The organism is Mycobacteriales bacterium, from assembly GCA_040902655.1.
Classification (GTDB): domain Bacteria; phylum Actinomycetota; class Actinomycetes; order Mycobacteriales; family SCTD01; genus SCTD01.
In genome coordinates this window covers 1-21,795 of sequence record JBBDWV010000013.1, presented here as the reverse complement: position 1 = coordinate 21,795, position 21,795 = coordinate 1, and the positions used below count along the sequence as shown (strand labels likewise).

Annotated in this window: 18 protein-coding genes, 1 tRNA gene and 1 riboswitch; of the genes, 14 read left to right on the top strand and 5 right to left on the bottom strand. The window is 73.7% G+C overall.

Annotation, left to right across the window (positions count from 1 at the left end):
* Positions 1–38 precede the first annotated feature (38 nt).
* From pheA to WD794_02915, 5 genes are all read left to right on the top strand, one after another.
* On the top strand, positions 39–977 hold the full coding sequence (gene pheA / locus WD794_02935) for a prephenate dehydratase (GenBank protein ID MEX2289263.1): 939 nt from the start codon (positions 39–41) through the stop codon (positions 975–977).
* A 54-nt stretch (positions 978–1,031) separates the two neighbouring features.
* Positions 1,032–2,288: a serine--tRNA ligase gene (gene serS / locus WD794_02930; GenBank protein ID MEX2289262.1), complete on the top strand. Its 1,257-nt coding sequence runs from the start codon at positions 1,032–1,034 to the stop codon at positions 2,286–2,288.
* Positions 2,285–3,070 carry a Cof-type HAD-IIB family hydrolase gene (locus WD794_02925; GenBank protein ID MEX2289261.1) on the top strand — a complete coding sequence of 262 codons (786 nt, stop codon included), beginning with the start codon at positions 2,285–2,287 and terminating at the stop codon, positions 3,068–3,070. The genes serS and WD794_02925 overlap by 4 nt, the downstream gene beginning before the upstream one ends.
* Positions 3,071–3,153: 83 nt before the next feature.
* Positions 3,154–4,638, top strand: a complete 1,485-nt coding sequence (locus WD794_02920; GenBank protein MEX2289260.1) for a S8 family serine peptidase — start codon at positions 3,154–3,156, stop codon at positions 4,636–4,638.
* Positions 4,639–4,763: 125 nt separating this feature from the next.
* Positions 4,764–4,838: riboswitch (cyclic di-GMP riboswitch) on the top strand.
* Between the two features lie 18 nt (positions 4,839–4,856).
* Positions 4,857–5,339, top strand: a complete 483-nt coding sequence (locus tag WD794_02915; protein ID MEX2289259.1) for a hypothetical protein — start codon at positions 4,857–4,859, stop codon at positions 5,337–5,339.
* A gap of 28 nt (positions 5,340–5,367) precedes the next feature.
* Here the strand turns inward: WD794_02915 and WD794_02910 are convergent, their stop codons facing one another.
* Positions 5,368–5,919, bottom strand: coding sequence for a bacterial proteasome activator family protein (locus WD794_02910; protein MEX2289258.1), 552 nt, complete (start codon positions 5,917–5,919; stop codon positions 5,368–5,370).
* Positions 5,920–5,974: 55 nt separating this feature from the next.
* Between WD794_02910 and WD794_02905 the strand changes: the two genes are divergently transcribed.
* The gene (locus WD794_02905; GenBank protein MEX2289257.1) at positions 5,975–7,192 is read left to right on the top strand and encodes a cysteine desulfurase-like protein; all 1,218 of its coding nucleotides are present in this window, start codon (positions 5,975–5,977) and stop codon (positions 7,190–7,192) included.
* A 100-nt stretch (positions 7,193–7,292) separates the two neighbouring features.
* On the opposite strand, the gene WD794_02900 is transcribed toward WD794_02905, so the two are convergent.
* A complete protein-coding gene (locus tag WD794_02900) occupies positions 7,293–8,270 on the bottom strand; it encodes an NAD(P)H-quinone oxidoreductase (GenBank protein ID MEX2289256.1) in 978 nt (325 codons plus the stop codon).
* A 23-nt stretch (positions 8,271–8,293) separates the two neighbouring features.
* On the opposite strand from WD794_02900, the gene WD794_02895 reads away from it, so the two are divergent.
* The gene (locus tag WD794_02895) at positions 8,294–9,196 is read left to right on the top strand and encodes a thioesterase family protein (protein MEX2289255.1); all 903 of its coding nucleotides are present in this window, start codon (positions 8,294–8,296) and stop codon (positions 9,194–9,196) included.
* 165 nt (positions 9,197–9,361) lie between these two features.
* Here WD794_02895 and WD794_02890 read toward each other — a convergent pair whose 3' ends face one another.
* On the bottom strand, positions 9,362–10,465 hold the full coding sequence (locus tag WD794_02890) for a D-alanyl-D-alanine carboxypeptidase family protein (GenBank protein MEX2289254.1): 1,104 nt from the start codon (positions 10,463–10,465) through the stop codon (positions 9,362–9,364).
* 388 nt (positions 10,466–10,853) lie between these two features.
* Positions 10,854–12,056, bottom strand: a complete 1,203-nt coding sequence (locus tag WD794_02885; protein ID MEX2289253.1) for a M15 family metallopeptidase — start codon at positions 12,054–12,056, stop codon at positions 10,854–10,856.
* A 126-nt stretch (positions 12,057–12,182) separates the two neighbouring features.
* Here WD794_02885 and WD794_02880 point away from each other — a divergent pair, with 126 nt between their 5' ends.
* The 5 genes from WD794_02880 to WD794_02860 all read left to right on the top strand — a co-directional run bounded on the left by WD794_02880 (position 12,183) and on the right by WD794_02860 (position 20,089).
* On the top strand, positions 12,183–13,013 hold the full coding sequence (locus WD794_02880) for a patatin-like phospholipase family protein (GenBank protein MEX2289252.1): 831 nt from the start codon (positions 12,183–12,185) through the stop codon (positions 13,011–13,013).
* Positions 13,010–14,050, top strand: coding sequence for a 1-acyl-sn-glycerol-3-phosphate acyltransferase (locus WD794_02875; protein ID MEX2289251.1), 1,041 nt, complete (start codon positions 13,010–13,012; stop codon positions 14,048–14,050). Before WD794_02880 ends, WD794_02875 begins: the two co-directional genes overlap by 4 nt.
* Before the next feature lie 67 nt (positions 14,051–14,117).
* The gene (locus WD794_02870; GenBank protein ID MEX2289250.1) at positions 14,118–16,253 is read left to right on the top strand and encodes an EAL domain-containing protein; all 2,136 of its coding nucleotides are present in this window, start codon (positions 14,118–14,120) and stop codon (positions 16,251–16,253) included.
* A 25-nt stretch (positions 16,254–16,278) separates the two neighbouring features.
* Positions 16,279–19,263: a response regulator gene (locus tag WD794_02865; protein ID MEX2289249.1), complete on the top strand. Its 2,985-nt coding sequence runs from the start codon at positions 16,279–16,281 to the stop codon at positions 19,261–19,263.
* Between the two features lie 46 nt (positions 19,264–19,309).
* Positions 19,310–20,089 (top strand): HAD-IA family hydrolase, encoded by a 780-nt coding sequence (locus WD794_02860; protein ID MEX2289248.1) that lies wholly within the window; start codon positions 19,310–19,312, stop codon positions 20,087–20,089.
* Between the two features lie 28 nt (positions 20,090–20,117).
* Here the strand turns inward: WD794_02860 and WD794_02855 are convergent, their stop codons facing one another.
* The gene (locus tag WD794_02855) at positions 20,118–20,582 is read right to left on the bottom strand and encodes an SRPBCC family protein (GenBank protein ID MEX2289247.1); all 465 of its coding nucleotides are present in this window, start codon (positions 20,580–20,582) and stop codon (positions 20,118–20,120) included.
* A gap of 165 nt (positions 20,583–20,747) precedes the next feature.
* On the opposite strand from WD794_02855, the gene WD794_02850 reads away from it, so the two are divergent.
* Positions 20,748–20,978 carry a hypothetical protein gene (locus WD794_02850; protein MEX2289246.1) on the top strand — a complete coding sequence of 77 codons (231 nt, stop codon included), beginning with the start codon at positions 20,748–20,750 and terminating at the stop codon, positions 20,976–20,978.
* Between the two features lie 441 nt (positions 20,979–21,419).
* A tRNA-Ser gene (locus WD794_02845) sits at positions 21,420–21,508 on the top strand.
* Positions 21,509–21,795: the final 287 nt, after the last annotated feature.

The window sequence follows — 21,795 nt, the reverse complement described above, 5'->3', positions numbered from 1 at the left end:
GTGTCGAACCCTCCCGCCGCCGCCCCACGCACCACGCGGTGAGCCCCCCCGTGCCCGGCGACCGGCCCGCGAGGCTGGGCTACCTCGGTCCCGCGGGCACCTTCACGGAGGCGGCGCTGCGCACCCTGCCGGCTGCCGAGCGCGCAGACCTGACGCCGTACGCCTCCGTCGTGGCGGCGCTGGACGCCGTCCGGGACGGCGACTGTGACGGGGCGATGGTCCCGCTCGAGAACTCGGTCGAGGGGTCGGTCGCGCGGACCCTGGACGAACTCGCGGTCGGCCCGCCGCTGCAGGTCGTCCGGGAGGTGCTGCTCCCGGTCAGCTTCAACCTGCTCGGCCGGTCCGGCACCCGCCGGGAGGACGTCCGGGTCGTCGCGACCCACTCGCACGCCGCGGCGCAGTGCCGCCGTTGGCTCCGCGACGAGCTGCCCGGCGCCGAGGTCGTGCTGACACCGTCCACGGCGGATGCCGCGCGTGCGGTCGCGGAGGGCCGCTTCGATGCGGCGGTCGCGGCGCCGGTCGCGGCTGGGCACTACCGGCTGCAGGTGCTCGCCGACGACGTGCAGGACAACGACGGCGCCGTCACGCGTTTCGTGCTGGTGTGCCGCCCGGGACCGCCTCCCGCATCCACCGGCGCGGACCGTACGACGCTGTTCGCCTTCATCGCCGAGAACGCCCCCGGTGCCCTGCTGGCCCTGCTGACGGAATTCGCGGTGCGCGGCATCAACCTCAGCCGGATCGAATCGCGGCCCAGCGGCGGGGTGCTCGGGCGGTACTTCTTCTCCATCGACTGCGAGGGGCACCTGGCCGACGCCCGGGTCGGCGAGGCGCTGGCGGCGCTGCACCGCGGCTGCGCCGAGGTGCGCGTGCTCGGCAGCTACCCGCGGGCCGACGGCCTGCCGCCCGACGTGCGGCCCGGCACCTCCGACGCCGACTACGACGCGGCGGCCGACTGGCTCCGCCGGCTGCGCGGCTGAGTACACGGCGACGGGCCAGCGGCAGGCCGGGCCCCCGCCGGTAGGCTCATGGCGGTGATCGACCTCAAGCAGCTGCGCGACGACCCCGAGCGCGTCCGGGCCTCGCAACGGGCCCGCGGCGACGACCCTGCCCTGGTCGACGCCCTGCTCGTCGCCGACGACGCGCGCCGCGCGTCGGTGACCCGCGCGGACAACCTGCGGGCCGAGCAGAAGACCGTCTCCCAGTCGGTGAGGAGCGCGAGCCCGCAGGAGCGGCCGGCGGTCCTCGAGCAGGCCAAGGCGCTGTCCGCCGAGGTGAAGGCAGCCGAAGCCGCCCAGGCCGAGGCCGACGCGGCGCTGCGCGTCGCCCACCTGGCCGTCCCGAACGTCGTGCTCGACGGGGTGCCGCCGGGCGGCGAGCAGGACTTCGTGGTGCTCGAACAGGTCGGCGAGGTGCCGTCGTACGACTTCGGCGTCCAGGACCACCTCGACCTCGGCACCGCGCTCGGCGCGATCGACACCGAGCGCGGCGCGAAGGTCAGCGGCAGCCGCTTCGCCTTCCTCACCGGCTGGGGCGCGCTGCTCGAGCTGGCGCTGGTCAACCTCGCGATCGGCCAGGCCGTCGAGAACGGCTTCAACCCGGTGATCGCCCCGGCGCTCGTCCGACCGGAGGCGATGGAGGGCACCGGCTTCCTCGGTGCGCACGCCGACGAGGTCTACCGGCTGGCCGACGACGACCTCTACCTGGTCGGTACCTCCGAGGTGCCGCTCGCGGCCTTCCACGCCGGCGAGGTGCTGGAGGAGCTGCCGCTGCGCTACGCCGGCTTCTCGTCCTGCTTCCGGCGCGAGGCCGGCAGCCACGGCAGGGACACCCGCGGCATCATCCGGGTGCACCAGTTCGACAAGGTCGAGATGTTCTCCTACGTGCCGCTGGCCGACGCGGCGGCCGAGCACGCGCGGCTGCTCGAGCAGGAGAAGGCGTTCCTCACGGCGTTGGAGCTGCCCTTCCGGGTGATCGATGTGGCCGCGGGAGATCTGGGCTCGTCGGCCGCCCGCAAGCTCGACTGCGAGGCGTGGTTGCCGTCGCAGCAGCGCTGGCTCGAGCTCACCTCGACGAGCAACTGCACCGACTTCCAGGCCCGCCGGCTGGGCATCCGTACCCGGGGTGCGGGCGGAACGTCGCCGCTCGCGACGCTGAACGGCACGCTGTGTGCCGTCGGCCGCACCATCGCGGTGCTGCTCGAGGTGCACCAGCGCGCCGACGGCTCGGTGCACGTGCCGCCGGCGCTGCGTCCGTGGCTGGCGAACCGCAAGGAGCTGCTGCCCCAGTGACGCCGAGGCTGGTCGCCTCGGATCTGGACGGCACCCTGCTCCGCAGCGACGGCACCGTCTCGCCGCGCACCCGCGAGGTGCTCGCCCGGGTCGAGCGGTCAGGGGTGCTGTTCGTCATGGTGACCGGGCGGCCGCCGCGCTGGATGGGCACCGTGGCCGAGCAGACCGGGCACCGCGGCATCGCGGTGTGCGCCAACGGCGCGCTGGTCTACGACCTCCACACCGAGCGGGTGATCCGCTCCTCGCCGATCGCGGCATCGGCGGCAGCCGACGTGGTGGCGGCGCTGCGCCGGGACGTGCCCGGCATCACCTTCGCGGTGGAGAGGGTGCTGGAGGGCTTCGGCCGTGAACCCTCCTACCTCCCGCGGTGGGACGTCGGCGAGGCCGCCGTCGCACCGGTCGAGGAGCTCATCGCCGCCGGCGTCGTCAAGCTGCTGGCCCGGCACGAGGAGCTCGGGTCGGACGAGCTGCTCGCCCGTGCACGGGAGTCGGTGGGTGCCGTCGTGGAGTGCACGCACTCCACGACCGACGGGCTGCTCGAGATCAGCGCGACCGGCATCTCCAAGGCGTCCGGGCTCGCCTCGATCGCCGAGGAGCGGGAGGTCGCCGCGGACGAGGTCGTGGCCTTCGGGGACATGCCGAACGACCTGCCGATGCTCTCCTGGGCCGGGCACTCGGTGGCCATGTCCAACGCCCACCCGGAGGTGCTGGCCACTGTCGACGAGGTGGCTGCGAGCAACGACGAGGACGGAGTCGCGCAGGTGCTCGAGCGCTGGTTCTGAGCCCGGCACGTCTCAAGGTGACGGCGGTACCGGTCGACCTGCCGAGGACAGCACGGCTGCCCCCTCACAGTCCTGGAGCCCCGGTGTCCCGTCCCCGCTCGATCGTCACCTCCTGCCTGCTCGTCGCCGGGGCGCTGCTGCTGTCCACCGGACCGGCCACCGCTGCCGGTGCAGCACCCGCGCAGGCCGCCACCGGCCGGTGGATCGTGACGGTGGCGTCCGGTGCCAGCATCGCCGACGTGGTCGGCCAGCACACCCGGGCCGGCGGCGTACGCGCGGACCGGGCATTCAGCACGGTGCTGCCCGGCTTCGCCGGCCAGCTCAGCACCGCCGCGGTCAACCGGCTGCGCTCGGACCGGCGGGTGACGCGGGTGGAGCGCGACGGCACCGCCCGCGCCGTGGGCACCCAGAGCTCACCGACCTGGGGGCTGGACCGGATCGACCAGGCAGCGCTGCCGCTGGACCGCGCCTACGCCTACCCCGCCACCGGCAGCGGTGTGCAGGTACACGTCCTGGACACGGGCGTCCGCGTGCACGACGACCTCGCCGGCCGGCTCGCGCCCGGCTGGACGGCCATCTCCGACGGCCGGGGCACCGACGACTGCCACGGCCACGGCACGCATGTCGCCGGCACGGTGGCCGGTACGGCGTACGGCGTGGCCAAGGCGGTGACCGTCGTACCGGTCCGCGTGCTGGACTGCACCGGGTCCGGGACCTGGTCCGGCATCATCGCCGGACTGGACTGGGTGGCCAAGAACCGCAAGGGCCCCGCCGTCGTCAACATGTCCCTCGGCGGAGGTGCCTCCGCGAGCCTGGACGACGCCGTGCGGAGGCTGGTCGCCAGCGGCGTGAGCGTGGTCGTGGCAGCGGGCAACGACGGCAAGGACGCCTGCGACACCAGCCCGGCGCGGGTGGCCGAGGCCGTGACCGTCGGGGCCACGGGCAGCACCGACGCCAAGCCGTCCTGGTCGAACCTCGGCAGCTGCCTGGACCTGTTCGCCCCCGGTCTCTCGATCACCTCGCTCAGCAACGCCTCGCGCAGCGGCACCGCCACGATGTCCGGCACGTCGATGGCCAGTCCGCACGCGGCAGGCGTCGCGGCGCTCGTCCTGGAGGGCGCGCCGACGCTGGCGCCGGCCGACGTGGCCGGCAGCGTGCTGGCTGCGGCGACCGGTGGCGTCGTCACCGCCGCCGGCACCGGCTCACCGAACCTGCTCCTGCGCGCCACGACCGTCACCAGCCCGGCCGCACCGCCGGCAGGGACCGAGCCGACGCAGGAGAACACGGCGCCGGTCGCCGCGGCCGCCGTCGCCTGCAGCGCCGCCACCTGCACCTTCGACGCGTCGAACTCCTCGGATGCCGACGGCAGGATCGTCTCCCACGCCTGGTCCTTCAGCGACGGAGGGACCTCCGCCGGCGCGACCGTCTCCCGCCGCTTCAGCAAGCCCGGGACCTACACCGGGACCGTCACCGTCACCGACGACCTGGGCGCCACGGCACGCGCCTCGGCCAGCGCCACCTGTGGCTGGAGCGGCAAGGGCAGGAGCCGGACGCTGCTCTGCTCCTGAGAGCTCGGGCACCCGGGCGCAGCGGCACGTCCGCCGCGCAAACGGGTGAACCTTCCCGCGACGTCGGGATCGGCAGCCCGCCGGACTCCAGCCGGGCGCCTGTTCGTGCCGAAGCACTCTTCGTCAACCGATAAAGGCAAACCCGGTGCGAGCCGGGGACGCAAAGCCACGGGGCCCTCGAGGTCAGCCGGGCCGCCGACAGACAGGACCTCTCGGACATGCCCAAGAACCATGGCCTGCTGACGCTTGCCACCGGGGCGACCACGATCGCCGCGTTCGCTCTGCTGACCGCCGTTGCCGGCGGGGCCGCCGCCGCACACCTGGCCACCGCGGGTGGCTCCGCTACCGCGACGTCCGGCGTCCAGGCGGACACCCGGCCGGCCCCGCGCACCGACGGGTTCGACCCGGCCAGCTGCCTCCCGCAGCCGACCGCTCCGACAGCCGGCGCAGCCGGCGGGGCCGTCGCCGTCGTCACCCTCGTGGTGCCGGCGACCACCCTGATCGAGGTGGACGACCTCGGGCGGCCGGTCTCGGTGAGCACCAACACCGGTCAGGCGCCGTGCATCACCGACCGCTTCCTCCGGGTCGGCGCCGACGGCACCGGCACCCCTGCGGACGAGGCGCTGTCCACCGCGGTGCTGAGCGTGCAGTTCGGTGCGGGCTGGGAGCCCGGCGTGCTGCAGGCCTTCCCGCGCCCCTGACGCTGCTGTCGTCGCGGTCGCGCCTGTCCTACAGGTACTGCCCGGTGCCCGTCGGCCCTGGGCGGCCGTCCGACATCCCCTGCGGCAGGGCCGGCCGGCCGCGCATCTGCTCGAGCTGCACTCGGGCGGCCATCTGCTGCGCGAACAGCGCCGTCTGGATGCCGTGGAACAGCCCCTCCAACCAGCCGACCAGCTGGGCCTGCGCGATGCGCAGCTCGGCGTCGCTCGGGACGTGGTCCTCGGGGAACGGCAGGGTCAGCCGGTTCAGCTCCTCGCACAGCTCCGGCGCCAGACCGTCGCAGAGCTCGGCGACGGAGTTCCGGTGCACCTCCCGCAGCCGGGTACGGGAGGCGTCGTCCAGCGGCGACTGGCGGACCTCCTCGAGCAGCTGCTTGACCATCGAGCCGATCCGCATCACCTTCGCCGGCTGCTCGATCAGGTCGGCCGGGCTCTGCTGCTTCGAGGGCTCGATCGAGCCGTCCTCGCCGACGGTGACGCTGCCGAGCGGCTGCCCGTCCGGACCCATCACCACGACCTGCTGTTGCGGGGTTTCCGCCTGTCCTGCCTGCTCGTCGTCCATGTCCCGATCCTGCCCCACGTGCCCGGTCCTGCACCCGATCGGGCAGGCTCGCTGCATGTTCGACAGCCCTCCCGCGCACGACAGCCCTCCCGCGTACGACGTCGAGGCCGTCCGCGCCGACTTCCCCGCCCTCGCAGAGGGGCTGGCCCACTTCGACGGCCCCGGCGGCACGCAGGTGCCGGCCGTGGTGAGCGATGCCGTCGCCGGCGCGATGCGCTCTGCGCTCAGCAACCGGCACGGGCCGTTCGCCAGCAGCCGCCGGGCGGACGCGATCGTCGGCGCGGCGCGCGAGGCGGTGGCCGATCTGGTCGGTGGAACCCCCGACGGGGTCGTCCTCGGCCAGTCGGCGACCGCCAACACCTACGTCCTGGCCGGCGCACTGGCCCGCAGCTGGCACCCGGGCGACGAGGTGGTGCTCAGCCGGCTCGACCACGACGCCGACGTGCGCCCGTGGGTGCAGGCCGCGGCGCGGGCCGGCGCCGTGGTCCGGTGGGCCGAGGTGGACGCCCGGACGACGGAGCTGCCGGTGGAGCAGTACGACGAGCTGGTGAACGAGCGGACCCGGCTGGTGGCGGTCACCGCGGCGAGCAACGCCACCGGCACCCGCCCGGACGTCCGGGTCATCGCCGACCGCGCCCACGCCTTCGGAGCTGTCGTGCACGTCGACGGCGTGCACGCCACGCCGCACCTGCCGACCGACGTCCGCGAGCTGGGCGCCGACCTCTACAGCACGTCCGCCTACAAGTGGTACGGCCCGCACCTCGGCTGCACCGTCGGCGACCCGGCGCTGTTGGCGAGGCTGCGCCCGGACAAGCTGCTGCCCAGCAGCGACGCGGTGCCCGACCGGTTCGAGCTCGGTACGCCGAGCTTCGCGTCGCTGGCGGGGGTCACCGCCGCCGTGGACTGGATCGCCTCGCACGGGGTCGGGGGGACCCGCCGGGAACGGGTCGTGTCGGCCATGACGGCGATCTGCTCGTACGAGCAGCAGGTGTTCGCCCGGCTGCTCGACGGGCTCGCCGGCCGCGAGGCCGTGATGCTGGTCGGTGCTCCGGCGCGGCGTACGCCCACGGCCTGCTTCACCGTCGCCGGCCGCAGCCCGCTGCAGGTCAGCGCGGACCTGGGCAACCAGGGCGTCGCGGTGTGGTACGGCAACTACTACGCCATCGAGCTGATGACCGCGCTCGGGCTCGAGGAGCACGGCGGGGCGGTCCGGGCCGGCGTGGCCTGCTACACCACCGCCGCCGAGGTCGACCGGCTGCTGGCCGCCCTGTAGCCGAGCGCCAGGCCGGCCTTGCGATCACCCCAGCGGCCATGATCAACGCCGCACTCCCTCACCCTCGCCTGCCCGGGAAAGCGACCAAGTCCGGCGTTGATCACCCGGGAACGGTCAGCACGACCTTGCCGACGTGGCCGCTCTGTTCGAGCACCCGGTGCGCGTCCGCCACCTGGTCCAGCGGCAGCACCCGGTCGATGACCGGCCCTACCTCGCCGGCCTCGACGGCCGGCCACACCCCCGCGCGCACCGCCGCCACGATGGCTGCCTTCTCGGCCGCCGGGCGAGCACGCAGCGTGGTTGCGTGCACCGACGCCCGCTTGGCCAGCAGCGCGCCGAGGTCGAGCTCACCCTTGGTGCCGCCCTGCAGGCCGATCACGACCAGCCGTCCGCCGGTTCGCAGCACCTGCACATTGCGGGCGAGGTAGGCCCCGCCCATGTTGTCGAGCACCACGTCGGCACCGCCGGCCAGCTCGCGGACGACCTCGACGAAGTCCTCGTCGCGGTAGCGGATCGCCCGCTCCGCGCCCAGCGCCTCGGCCCGTTCCGCCTTCTCCGGCGAGCCGACCGTGCACAGCACCCGGGCGCCGTGCCGGGCAGCCAGCTGGATGGCCATCGTGCCGATTCCCGAGGTTCCGCCGTGCACGAGGAAGACCTCGTCAGGGGCCAGCCCGGCGAGGGAGAAGACGTTGGACCAGACGGTGCAGGCGACCTCGGGCAGGGCCGCCGCCTCGACCAGCGACAGCCCGCGGGGGACGGGCAGCAGCTGCCCGGCCGGTACGGCGACCCGCTCGGCGTAGCCGCCGCCCGAGAGCAGGGCGCAGACCTCGTCGCCCACGGACCAGCCGGTCACGCCCTCCCCGAGCACGGCGATCCGCCCGGAGCACTCCAGCCCGGGATACGCCGACGCTCCCGGGGGCGGATCGTAGAAACCCTTGCGCTGCAACAGGTCCGCCCGGTTGACGGCGGTTGCCACGACGTCGACCAGCACCTCACCGGGGCCGGTGCTCGGGTCGGGCACGTCGGCGAGGGTGAGGACGTCGGGGTCCCCGAAGGACGGGAGGGTGACAGCGCGCATGCCGGCCACCGTACGGTCCTGCTGTGGACGAGCCTGCTGTGGACGAGGCCTTCTTCCTGCCGCTCGGTGACGACCGCTGGCAGGCGACCATCCACACCACCGGTCCCTGGGACGCCCGCTTCCAGCACGGCGGACCGCCGGCAGCCCTGCTCGCGCGTGCGGTGGAACGTTGTGCGCCGCGCGAGGAGATGATCGTCGCGCGGGTGACGGTGGAGATTCTGGGCCCTGTGCCGGTCGCCGAGGTCGAGGTACGCGCGCGCGTGCTCCGCCCCGGCCGCAGCGTCGAGCTGGTCGAGGCGGTGCTCTCGTCCGGCGGTCGCGACGCCGCCCGCGCCGCGGCCTGGCGGGTCACCCGGACTACGCAGCCCGGTGCCCCGTCCCGCCATGAGCCGGCCCCGCCGGTGCCGGATCTTGCGCCGCCGGATCTCCCGGTGTCGGATCTCGCGGTGTCGGATCTCGCGGTGTCGGATCTCGGGCCGTCGGATGTCGCGGCGCCGCATCTCCCGGCGCCGGCCCCCGCGGCGCTGGCGCCCGCGGCGCCGGTCGACGGGTGGGTCGACGGCTATCTGTCCGCCGTCGAATGGCGTTTCGTCACCGGCCGCTTCGACCGGCCCGGGCCGGCGACCGTCTGGTCGCGACTGCGCTACCCGCTGGTGCCGGACGAGGAGCCCAGCGCGCTGCAGCGGGTGCTGTCGGTCGCCGACAGCGGCAATGGGCTGAGTAGCGAGCTGGACCTGACCGCGTGGCACTTCATCAACCCGGAGCTGACGGTGCACCTGCACCGGGAGGCGGTCGGGCCATGGGTGTGCGTCGACGCGCAGACGGTCATCTCGCCCGGCGGCGCCGGCCTGGCGACCACCGTGCTGCACGACGTCCAGGGACCGGTCGGCGTGGGGGCGCAGAGCCTGCTGGTCGCACCGCGCTGACCGCTATCAGCAGCGGAGCACCCTCGACAGGGCAGCGCCTGCATGATCAACACCGTGGATGCGCACTTTTTCCGCTGCAAGAACCGGAGGAAGTACGGCGTTGATCATGGGTGTAAGTGGCGGCGCCGGCCCCGGCCCCGGCCGGGCGGCGGTCCGGCGCCGTCGTCAGCCCACGTACTCCCAGTGCCACGGCTCGGGCAGCGAGCCGCCGGGCTTGGCCCAGGCCGGCTGCACCCAGCCGTACCGCCCGGCGTTGGCCTTCAACCAGCGGTGGGTGCTCGAGCCGAAGCGCTCCGCGCCGCAGCCGAGGTCCACGGCGACGCCGAGCCCGTGCCGGCTGGTGCCGGGGACCGCGGCCAGCCGGGGGTGGCGCCGGAACATGCTGACCTGCCCGGCGTAGGAGCGGTAGGAGTCGTTGACGCACAGCCGGGCACCGCGGGAGGCGAGCGCCGCGGCGGTCATCCGGTTGAAGGCTGCGGCCGCGTCCGCGCGGAGTGCATGGCCGGGCGCCCCGTCGAGCGGGCACAGCGCGGAGCGGTCCAGGAAGCCGTTGGCGTGGCCGCGGGTGCTCCCGCCGTCGCAGCCGGCCGCGACAGCGGCGGCTCGGCGTTGCGCGGCGCGGGCGGCCCGGCGTTGCGCGGCCCGGGCCGCCTCCAGCCGCCCGGCGGCCGCCTCGAGCTTGCGGGCACTGCGGTCGGCCACGGCGCGCAGCTCGGCGACCTGGGCGGTGAGGTCGCGCTCCCGGCGCGCGGCGTCGTCGGTGAGCTGCTCGACGCTGCGCACCGCACCCTGTGCGCGGACCCGTGCGGCGGTGGCCGTGCGCAGTACGTCGGTGGAGCCGCCGCGGACCCGGTCCAGGTCCGCTCGGGCCACCACCTGCTCGACGTAGCGGTCGGGCGTGCCCGTGAGCGCGAGCGCGAGGGAGTCGGGGACGGGGGAACGGTAGGCAGCCGACGCGATCGACCGCAGCCGGTCGCGCGCCTCGTCGGAGCGGCCCTGTGCGGCGCCGGCCGCACGCCGGGCCCGTTCGAGATCGCGCCGTACGCGGCGCAGCTCCGTGCGGCCCTCCTCGAGACGGTGGGCGCCGGCGCTGAGGGTCTTGGCGGTCCGGTCGACCTCCGCGCGCACCGCCGCGAGCTCCCGGGCCGCCACCTGCACCGGGTCGGCGGCCTGTGCGCCGGTCGGCACCGGAGCCAGCGGCAGCGCGACCGCGAGTGCGAGTGCGAGAACGGTGGCCGCGCGGCGCAGGAGACAGCGAGCAGGGACCACGCCCCGGACCCTAGGCGCGGGTGGCCCCGAAACCTCGCAGGCGCGGCGGGTGGCGGGCGGTGGGCCTGCGGCGGGCGGCGGGACTGCGGCGGGCGGCACCGGGCGCGACGGGCGGCACCGGGCGCGACGGGCACGAGCCGCGCGCATCGGCGCGTTCCGGAGTCGCGGCACCTCGCGCCGGACCACCTTGCCCGCAGCGCGTTGTGCAGGAGAGGTCAAGAAACGGGAAAAGTTGACCTCTCCTGCACACACCTTCATCGGCCACATATCGCCCGCGCAGGTGTGGCTGCAGCCAGAGCGTCGACTGGTTGCTCCCCGTCCGAAGCAGCGCGATCAGCAGTCGCTCCGGGGACCAGCGGGGACCAGCCGGCAGGACCCGCCCGCGGGATCAGCCCACGTACTCCCAGTGCCACGGCTCGGGCCGGCTGCCACGCGGTCCGGCCCAGTCCGGGTGGATCCAGCCGAACGCCCCGGCGTTGGCCCGCATCCAGGCGTGCGCCTCGGTGCCGAAGCTCTGCACCCCGCCGCAGAAGTCGACGGCCAGGCCCCAGCCGTGCTGGCTGCGGCCGGGGGTGGCGGCCAGGTTGGGCTTGCGGCGGAAGACGTCCACCTGCGCGGGATAGCTGCGGTAGGAATCGGTCACGCACAGCGGCACGCCTGCGCTGGCCAGGCGTGCACGGTTGAGTGCCTCGAAGGCCTGCGCCGCGTCACTGCGCAGCCGGTGCCCTGCGCCGACGGAGAGCGGGCACAGGCTGGCCACGGAGAGAAACCCGTTGACCTCGCCGGCGCTGCTCGGCGGCTGGCACGACCCAGCGCCCGAACCGGCCGGCGAGCCGGCGCCGGCCGCGGCCACCGCCCGCTGCCGGGCGGCCACTGCCGCGCGCTCGGCGTCGGCCTGCGCCTTCGCCTCGGCCCGTGCGGCTGCCTTGGCCGCCTCCGCAGCCTGCTCGGCGGCGTGCACCTGGAGCAGCCGGGTCCCGGCGGCCTGCAGGTCGGCGGTCAGCCGGGCTGTCCGTTCGGACATCGCGCGGCGCTGTTCCTCCAGCTCCTGCTGCTGTGCCAGCGCCTTACGCCGCAACTCGTCGGAGCGGATCAGGGCGGCACCGGCACCGGCCTGCTGCTGGGCGAGGTCCCGGGCGACGTCGCTGTGCGTGGCACCGAGCCGGTTCACCGAGCGCTGGACGTACGCGAGGTGGGACACCGCACGAGGCTCGCCGGACAGCAGCGCGGTCACCATCGGAGGCATCCCGCCCTTGTAGGCGGCCCGCGCCAGTCCGGACAGGGCCCCGCGCGAGTCGGCCTCGGCCGCGAGCAGCTCCTCCCGGTCGGCGCGTGCTGCGAACTGCTCCTGCGTGAGGCGGGCCAGCGCATCCTCGGCCGCGTCGTAGGCCGTCGCTCCCTCGGCGAGCTGCACCGCGACACGCTCGATCTCGGCGTCGAGCGCCGCGACCTGCTCCTTCAGCGAGGCCGAGGACTCCGCCGGCCGCGGCTCGGCCGAGACCGGGCCCGGCAGGCCGGCTGCGGCGAGCGCCGCCGCGGTGAGCACGGCACAACCCAGTGCGCGTAGCCGCGGGGTTCGGTCAGGACGCACGGGACTCCGGTCTCTCGGGGAGGAAGGCGGGTGGGTACTCGGGGAGGAAGGCGGGCGGGTACTCGGGAAGTCTTCGACCGGTGACCGCTCCGGCTGAAGCCCGGCGGGGGTGGGAAGGTCGTCGGCGTGCCTGCTCATGACGTCGCCTTCGTGCTCGGCGGCGGGGGTGTGCTCGGCGCCGGCGAAGTAGGGATGCTGCGCGCGCTGCTCGAGTCGGGCATCACCCCGGACCTCGTCGTCGGCACGTCGGTCGGCGCGCTGAACGGCGCCTTCCTCGCCGCCGACCCGAGCATCGAGACGACAGTGCGGCTGGCGGAGCTGTGGCGCCGGCTGTCCGCCGACGGCGGTGTCTTCAGTGGCTCGCTGGCCGAGCGGTTCGGGACGGCCGTCCGCAGCCGCACCCACCTGCACCGGCGCGGACCGCTGCGCCAGCTGCTGGCCGACTCCCTGCCGGTCGAGCGGATCGAGGACCTGGTCGTGCCGTTCCAGTGTGTGGCCGCGTCGATCGAGCGCGCGGCCGAGCACTGGTTCAGCTCCGGGTCGCTGTCGGACGCGGTGATGGCGTCGGCGGCGGTGCCGGGCCTGCTGGCGCCGGTGCGGATCGGGGACGAGCACTTCCTCGACGGCGGCCTGGTGAATTCGATCCCGGTCAGCCGCGCGGTCGAGCTCGGCGCGCGCACGGTCTACGTGCTGCAGGTCGGCCGGATCGAGCGACCGCTCGCGCCGCCGACCCGCCCGTGGGAGGTGGCGCTGGTGGCCTTCGAGATCGCCCGGCGGCACCGCTTTGCCGCGGACATGGCGCGGCTGCCGGACGACGTCGTCGTGCACGTCCTGCCGACCGGCGGCGAGGTGCCCGAGGGGCTGGCGCAGCTGCGCTACCGGGACGTGCGCCGGGTCGGGCACCGGGTGGACCGGGCACACGCGGCGACGGCGGCGTACCTCCAGGCACTGCCGTGACGCTGCCGCCGCGATGGGTGCGCCGGCCGCTGTCGTGCCTCGTGCTCGCGGCGCTGCTGTTCACCGTGACGTTGCTGCCGCTGCTCGTCGTGGTCGCGGCCTTCGCGTCGGCCGTGCTGCCGGGCCGCTGGCGGGTGCTGCGCCTGCTGGCCTTCTTCCTCGTCTACCTGTTCGTCGAGTGCGTCGGGCTGGTCCTGGCGCTGGTGCTGTGGCTGGCCAGCGGCTTCGGGTGGCGGCTGGCATCACCGGCCTTCCGGCGGGCGCACTACGGGGTGCTGCACGTGCTGCTCGCCCAGGTGCTCACGGCGGCCAGGTGGCTGTTCCACCTCGAGATCGACACCGACGGCGTCTCCTGGTCGCCACTGGACGACGGCGTGCCGGGGTCGACCAACGCGATGGTCGTGCTGTGCCGGCACGCGGGCCCGGGGGACTCACTGCTCCTGGTGCGGACGCTGATGGACCGCGACCACCTGCGCCGGCCGCGGATCGTGCTGAAGGACGCGCTGCAGTGGGACCCGCTGCTCGACGTCTACCTCAACCGGCTGCCGAGTGCCTTCGTCACGCCGGGTCGCCAGGACATGGCCCGACGCATCGGCGCGCTGGCCGCGGGCATGGGCGAGGAGGACGCGCTGCTCCTGTTCCCCGAAGGGGGCAACTTCAGTGAGGGTCGCCGCAGACGGGCGATCGACCGGCTGCGGCTGAAGGGGCTGGCCGACCAGGCGGACCGGGCCGAGCAGATGCGGCACGTCCTGCCCCCACGGCCGGGCGGTGTCGCGGCCGCCCTGGAGGCCGCACCGCAGGCCGACGTGGTGCTCGTCGCGCACACCGGCCTCGAGCACCTGTCCACCGTCGGTGACCTGTGGGACGGCCTGCCCATGGACAGCACCGTCCGGCTGCGCTGGTGGTTCGTGCCGGCCGCGGAGGTACCACGCGACGCCGGGGCCCAGGAGCGGTGGCTCTACGAGCGCTGGGCGGAGATCGACGACTGGCTGACCGCAGGATCGGAACGGGACCCCGGCCGCCCTACCAGCGGGTAGCCAAGCGCGTACACAGCGTGGGCGCTACCCTCGGCTCAACCGCCTGTCAACCCCCAGCAGGCTGAGAGTGGAGACCGACACCGCAGTGCGACCCGACGATCCCGGCACGCAGGTCCAGCAACGTCTGGTACGGGCTGTGCAGGCCGCGGAGCAGCAGGCTCGCCGACGGGTGGAGTGCCTGCACGAGGTGGTCTTCGAGGTCGGCCCCGATCGCTGCATCGCCTTCCTGAACCCCGCGTGGTCGGAGCTGCTCGGCTGGTCGGTCGCGGAGTCGCTGGGGCGGCGCCTGACGGACTTCTGCCTGGAGGACGACGTGGAGGCGCTCCGGCTGGGGTCGGTCGGGGACCGCCCGCTGCGGTTCCGGCACCGCAGCGGCGAACTCCGCTGGCTGCAGCTCAGGATCGGCGCGGACGACGGCGGGTCGCTGCTGGCCGGTGCGCTGCTGGACGTCACGGACCGGGTGCGGGTCGAGGACCGGCTGGCACATCTGCGCCGGCACGACGCGCTCACCGGGCTGGCCAACCGCGACGCGTTCCTGGAACACCTCAGCGCAGTGCTGACGGGCCGCCGCGGCGGCGCTGGCAGCGTGCTGGTGGTCGACCTCGACGACTTCGGCTCGCGGAACGTACAGCTCGGACCGCAGCGGGGGGACCGCGTGCTGTGCGAGGTCGCCGGCCGGCTGGAGCGGCTCGCACCCACCGGCCGGGTCGCGCGGCTGGCCGGCGACTCCTTCGCGCTGCTCGACGAGCAGGCGTGCGACGGGCAGGCGGCGGCGGACCTCGCGGCCCGCATCGCCGGCGCCCTGCTCGCGCCGCTCCGGCTGGAGGACGACGCGGTGGCGCTGACGGCCAGTATCGGTGCCGTGGTGCTCGACGACTCCGTGCAGGCAGCGGACGCGGCGCTCGCCGAAGCCGAAGCCGCGCAGCGACGGGCGAGCCGCCAGGGTGTGGGCCGCTTCCTGCTGTTCGCACCGCACATGCGCGCCGAGAGCCAGGCCCGGGTGGAGTACGAGGACGCCTTGCAGCGCGCCCTGGACGAGCAGCAGTTCCGGCTGGTGTATCAGCCGAAGGTGTCCCTGCAGGACCACCGGCTGATCGGTGTGGAGGCGTTGCTCCGGTGGGACCTGCCGGCCGGCGGAGTGGTGCCGCCGGCGGAGTTCGTCTCGGTGGCCGAGCAGACCGGGCTGATCGTCCCCATCGGCGCATGGGTGCTGCAGGAAGCGCTCCGGCAGGCGGCGCAGTGGCAGGCCGCCTTCCCCGGGCAGCCCCCGCTGGAGATGTCGGTCAACGTCTCGGCACGACAGTTCGACCGCAGCCTCGCCGAGACCGTACGCACCGCCCTGCACGCCCAGGGGGTCGATCCCGCGACCGTGTGGCTGGAGGTGACCGAGAGCGTCGTCATGGTCGACGTGGACGCGGCCGTCGACGTGCTGCGCTCACTCAAGGTGCTCGGCGTGAACATCACTGTCGACGACTTCGGCACCGGCTACTCCTCGCTGGCCTACCTGCGCCGGCTCCCGCTCGACGGCCTGAAGATCGACCGGTCCTTCGTCGACGGCCTGGGTCGCGACAGCGGGGACACCGCCATCGTCGCCGCCGTCGTGGGGATGGCGCACGCGCTCGAGCTGTCGGTCGTCGCGGAAGGCATCGAGACCTCAGAGCAGCTGTCGGCGCTGCGCAACCTCGGCTGCGAGACCGGACAGGGCTACTACTACGCGCGGCCGCAGCCACCGGAGTTCGTGGCGGAGCTGCTGGGCACCGCCGCGCGGACCGGCGCGCCGCCGACGCTGCTGCCGGCCGGCGCGGCCGCTGTCTCGCGCGCGGACGTCGTCCTGGTGGTCGACGACACCGCCGACATCCGGCAGTTGGTGCGGATGAGCCTGACGACAGGTGGTTTCGAGGTGTACGAGGCGGCGGACGGGAGTGCGGCGCTCGAGATCGCGCGCCGGGTCCGGCCCGACTGCGTTGTGCTCGACGTGCACATGCCGCAGCTGTCCGGCTTCCAGGTCTGCCGGGCGTTGCGGGACGATCCGGCCACGGCCGACTGCACGATCCTCATGCTGACCGGCACCGACCGGTCGTCGGACAAGATCGAGGCTTTCTCCGCCGGGGCCGACGACTACCTGCTCAAGCCCTTCGCGCCGCGCGACCTGCTGGCCAGGACGCGCAACGCCCTGCGCCGGCGCCGTGAGGTGCAGAGGTGAGCCAGCCGCGACGGCGGGTCGGGTCGTGAACCCACCACGCCGGCTCGCCGGCGGGGGCGCGCCGGTTCCGCCGGACGACGCCGAGCGGCTGCGCGCGCTTCGCCGGTACGACGTCCTCGACACACCCCCCGAGGCAGGCTTCGACCGCGTGACGAGGCTGGCCGCCCGGCTGTTCGCCGTGCCGATGGCGTGGGTCTCGCTCCTCGACGAGGACCGGCAGTGGTTCAAGTCCTGCATCGGGGCGCGGCTGCGGGAGACGCCGCGCGACATCTCCTTCTGCGCGCACGCCATCGCCGCGGACGACGTCCTCGTCGTGCCGGACACCCACCAGGACGTGCGCTTCGCGACCAACCCGTTCGTCACGCAGGACCCGCAGCTGCGCTTCTACGTCGGTGTGCCGGTGCGGTCCGACGACGGCTATCCGCTCGGCACGCTCTGCGTCGCCGACGTCGTGCCCCGGCCGGCTCCGGCGCCGGATCAGCTCGCGGCGCTCGTCGACCTCGCTGCCGTCGTCGAGGACGAGCTGCAGCAGCGCCTCGTGCGCCGTGACTACGCCCGGGCCGAGGTGCAGGCCCGCATGCTCGCCTCCATCGTCGAGTCCTCGGACGACGCGATCCTCAGCAAGGGGCTCGACGGGACGATCCTCAGCTGGAACAACGGCGCCGAGCGCCTCTACGGTTACTCCGCGCAGGAGGTGGTCGGGCGGCACCTCTCGCTTCTCCTGCCGCCGTACCTGCCGGACGATCTCGCCCGCATCCTGCCGCGCATCGCCGCAGGCGAGCGCGTCAGGGACTACGAGACCGTCCGCGTCTGCAAGGACGGTCGCGAGCTCGACGTCGAGCTCACCGTCTCGCCGATCCTGGACGCACGGGGCCAGGTTGTCGGCGCGTCGACCATCGCCCGGGACATCAGCGCCCGCAAGTCAGCGCACCACGAGCTGGCGGAGGCGCACCGGCAGGCGGACGAGGCGTCGCGACTGAAGTCGGAGTTCCTGGCCAACATGAGCCACGAGATCCGTACGCCGATGAACGGCGTGATCGGGATGACCGGCCTGCTGCTCGACACGCCGCTGTCGCCGGAGCAGCGGCAGTACGCGGAAACGGTCCGCTCGTCGGCGGAGTCGCTGCTCACGTTGATCAACGACATCCTCGACTTCTCCAAGATCGAGGCCGGCCGGATGGAGCTGGAGGTCCTGGACTTCGAGGTGCGCTCGGCGGTCGAGGAGGCGGCCGAACTGCTCGCCGAGGGTGCAGCGGCCAAGGGGGTCGAACTCGCGACCCTGGTCCAGCCCAGCGTGCCCCCGATGCTGAGTGGTGACCCGGGCCGGTTCCGGCAGGCGTTGCTCAACCTGCTCGCGAACGCCGTGAAGTTCACCGACCAGGGCGAGGTCGTGGTCCGGGTCGGGATCGTCGAGGAGACCGACTCCGACCTCCTGATCCGGGTCGCCGTGACCGACACCGGGATAGGGGTGCCGGAGGAGAAGCAGGCCGGCCTGTTCGAGAGCTTCTCGCAGGCCGACGCCTCCACGACCCGCCGTTTCGGCGGCACCGGCCTCGGGCTGGCCATCACCAAGAACCTTGCCGAGCTCATGGGCGGCAGCGTCGGGGTGAGGAGCGTTCCCGGCAGGGGCAGCACGTTCTGGTTCACGGCGCGGTTCGGGAGGGCCGACGAGCTCCCCAGGACCGAGCCGGTCGTCGACCTGCAGGGGCTGCGGGTGCTCGCGGTCGACGACAACGCGACCAACCGGAGCATCCTGCTGCAGAACCTGCGGGCGTGGGGCGTCCGCGCCGGGACGGCCGCCAGCGGCCACGAGGCGCTCGAGATGCTGTGCGCCGCGTCGTACAGCACCGACCCGTACCGCGTGGCGATCCTCGACTACCAGATGCCGGAGATGGATGGCCTCGACCTGGCTCGTGCGATCCGCGCGGACGCCTCGTTCGCGGACCTGCGGCTGGTCCTGCTGACCTCGTCGGGCCGGCGCGGTGACGCGGCGCTCGCGCAGGCCGCTGGCATCGAGGCGTTCCTGACCAAGCCGGTGCGCGAGACGTTGCTCCGGCAGTCGCTGGCGACGCTGCTCGGGCTGCCCGGGCCGGAGCAGCCCAAGCCGCTGTTGACGAGGTACCGGGTGAAAGAGCTGGAGGCCTCCCGGCGCCCGCGCCTGCTCGTGGTCGACGACAACGCGGTGAACCAGAAGGTGGCCTCGGCCCTGCTCGAGCGGCTGGGGTACCGGGTCGACGTGGCGGCCAACGGGCTGGAGGCGGTGGACGCCGTGGTCCGGGTGCCGTACGCCGCCGTGCTGATGGATTGCCAGATGCCCGAGCTGGACGGCTACGAGGCGACGCAGCAGATCCGCCGGCTCGACGGTGCGGTCAGTCGCACGCCGATCATCGCGATGACGGCCGGGGCGATGAAGGGGGACGAGGAGCGGGCGCGGGCGGCGGGGATGGACGACTACCTGTCCAAGCCGATTCGAGCCGAGGACCTGGCCGCCGTCGTCCAGCGGTGGCTGTCCGCCGACGCCGCCGGTGGGGTGGAGGTCGCTGGTGAGGCGGGGGTCGCTGGTGAGGCGGGGGTCGCCGGTGCCGCCGCCGGCGAGCCGGACACCGAGGGCGACCGGCTCGACCAGACGATTCTCGCCGGACTGCGCGAGCTCGGGGCCGAGAGTGGCCCGGCGTTGCTCGCCGACCTCGTGACCGTGTTCCTGCGCGATGCCGGGAGACGTCTCGAGGAGCTCCGCGCGGCCCTGGCGGCGGGTGACATGGGCCGGCTGGGCTCGGTCAGCCACACCGTGAAGGGCAGCGCCGGCAGCCTCGGCGGGCGCCGCGCCGCGCAGTTGGCGGACCGACTGGAGACGGCGCCGCGGGAGGACGCGGCCGCGCTGATCGACGGGCTCGAGCGCGAGCTCGAGCACCTGCGGGCGGTGCTGCCCGCCGCGCTCGGCATTTCTGGCCTTCCTGTCGCGACCAGCTCCGCTGCGCCTGCGGACGAGCAGCTCCGCCGGGGCCCGTGACGGGGCCGCTGCACCGGCCGGGGACGACTGCACGCATACTCGCCCGATGACCGACGACCTGCGCGCTGTCGTGCTCGATGTCGACGGCACGCTCGTCGACAGCGAGCGCGACGGGCACCGGGTGGCGTTCAACCTGGCGTTCGAGGAGCTGGGTCTGCCGTACCGCTGGGATCCGGAGCTGTACGGGGAGCTGCTGCTCGTCACCGGTGGCGAGCGCCGGTTGGCCAGCTACCTCGAGGGTCAGGGTCAGGGCGAGGCCGAGCGCAGCGAGCTGGCGCGGCGACTGCACCGCCGCAAGACCGAGCTGTTCCAGGAGCTGATCCAGGACGGGCGGGTGCAGCCGCGGCCGGGAGTGACGGAGCTGCTCGACGAGCTGGCCGCAGAGCGCGTGCGGGTGTCGGTGGCGACCACCGGCAGCCGCGCCTGGGTGGCGCCGCTGCTCGACCGGCTGTTCGGGCTGGACCGTTTCGAGGTGGTCATCACCGGCGACGAGGTGGACGTCCTCAAGCCGGACCCGGCGGCCTATCTCCAGGCGCTGGAGGCGATGGAGGTGCCGCCCGCGCCGGACGTCGTGGCGCTCGAGGACTCCCGCAACGGGCTGGTCGCGGCCAGGGCGGCCGGCCTGTCCTGCGTCGTCGTGGTCAACGACTACACCCGCGAGCAGGACTTCTCGGGCAGCGAGCTCGTGCTCGACGGCTACGGCGCCGATTCGGCTCCCAGGGTGCTGCACGACCCGTACCGGCTCGCGCCCGACCGCCGGCTGGACGTGGCGACCATGCGCCGGGTGGCGGCGGCGCGGTCGGCCGGGGACGCCGCGGGGCGGTAGGACCTCCCGGTCCGGCAGGGCGTGGGGTTCAGGCTGATTCGGCCGACTCCTTGATGGCGGCCAGCGTCACGGGGATCCCGGTGCGGGCGGCTTCCGTCCGGTCGGCGATCTGCGCCTCGGCGTCGGCGCCGAAACGCTCGTGAAACCGGTCGATACCCGCCGGGAGGAACTCCCAGGACTCGGTGAGCCGCGTGCCGCCCTCGGCAGGCACGCAGGTGTAGGCCCAGCGTACGTAGGACTCGCCTACCACGAAGGCGAATTCGCGGCCGGGCTCCGCGGTGACGACCTCCGAGCGGGTCTCCCACGTGCGGTCCGGAGTCGAGTTGCGGCCGGTGAACCGGCCGCCGACCCACGGCCCGTCGCCCTCGTCCCACCAGCAAGCCCGGCAGATCGGGCTCCACTCACCCATCCGGGTCACGTCGGAGATCATCTCGTAGACGACCTCGGGCGGGCGGGCGACGAAGATCGACTCGGAGTAGCGCAGATCGGTCACCTGAACAGTCTCCACCCGTGCCCGGCCGGCACCACGGCGGGCGCCGGCCGCAGCGGTCCGGGGGCGTGACGTCGGCGTCGCGGGCCCTGGGGACGGGATCGAGCATCGACGCGCCCGCCCTCACATGCCCGCCGCTGCAGCTGTCGCCGTCTGCAGCAGAAGGCCGTGATCGTTCCGAGTCACCTGCGGCACACCTGCGCCGCGCTGATGATCGCGCTGAACCTGCCGCTGCTCGCCGTGAGGGACCGGCCGGGCTACAGCACCATCCAGGTCACCGCAGACAAGCAAGTGCGGGCACCTGCTGCCCAGCGTGACGGACGCCGTGGTCACCGGCCTGGACTCGCTGATGCAGCGATCCGCGACCCGCAGCGCGTTGTGAGCGACATAGCCGGCTAGCGTGCGTCCCGACCAAGCTCTGCATGCCTGGTGATCTTTCGGTGACTGGATCGGCAGCGGACACGCCGGCGCGTCCGCTGCGAATCCAGCATCCAGAAGATCAACTGCCGACGAGCCGACGCATAGGTGCTCTTCGCGGACGATGCAGAAGCCGTTCTGCAACAGGCGCGCGCCGCCACTACCCGTGCGGGCCGACCAAGATCTTCACGCCTGGTGATCTTCTGGTTGCTGGATCGGCAGCGGACACGCCGGCGCGTCTGCTGCGAATCCAGCATCCAGAAGATCAACTGCCGACGAGCCGACGCCACATAGGTGCCGCTAGGCGTCCTCGGACAACGCTGTGTCAACGGCGTGTCACACATGACTGACGGAACGGAACGGCGTTCTTCAGTTCGCGGAAACCCCGCCCCATCCGGGCAAACACGTAGGCTGGCACCGCCAGGAGGGCTCGCCTAGTGGCCGATGGCGGCGGTCTTGAAAACCGCTGAGCGGGGTGACTCGTTCCGTGGGTTCGAATCCCACGCCCTCCGCTGACCTGCGGTTTTGTGATCGGCGACCCCTTCGGCGGCGGTCGTTGATCGCCAGATGGGGCCGAAATGGGGCCGGGATGTACGACCGACGTCCGGCGGGGCACCAGCCGGACCGCCGCCTCGGCGGCTTCCCGGGCGACCTCGGACAGCACGCTGGTGTGGGTGTCGGCGGTGATCGCGATGGTGGAGTGCCCGAGCATCTCCGATACGACCTTGAGGTTCGCGCCGCCGGCAATACTGGTAACCAGCAGAGTTCCTATCCGGTCGAATAGCTCACAGCTGATGTG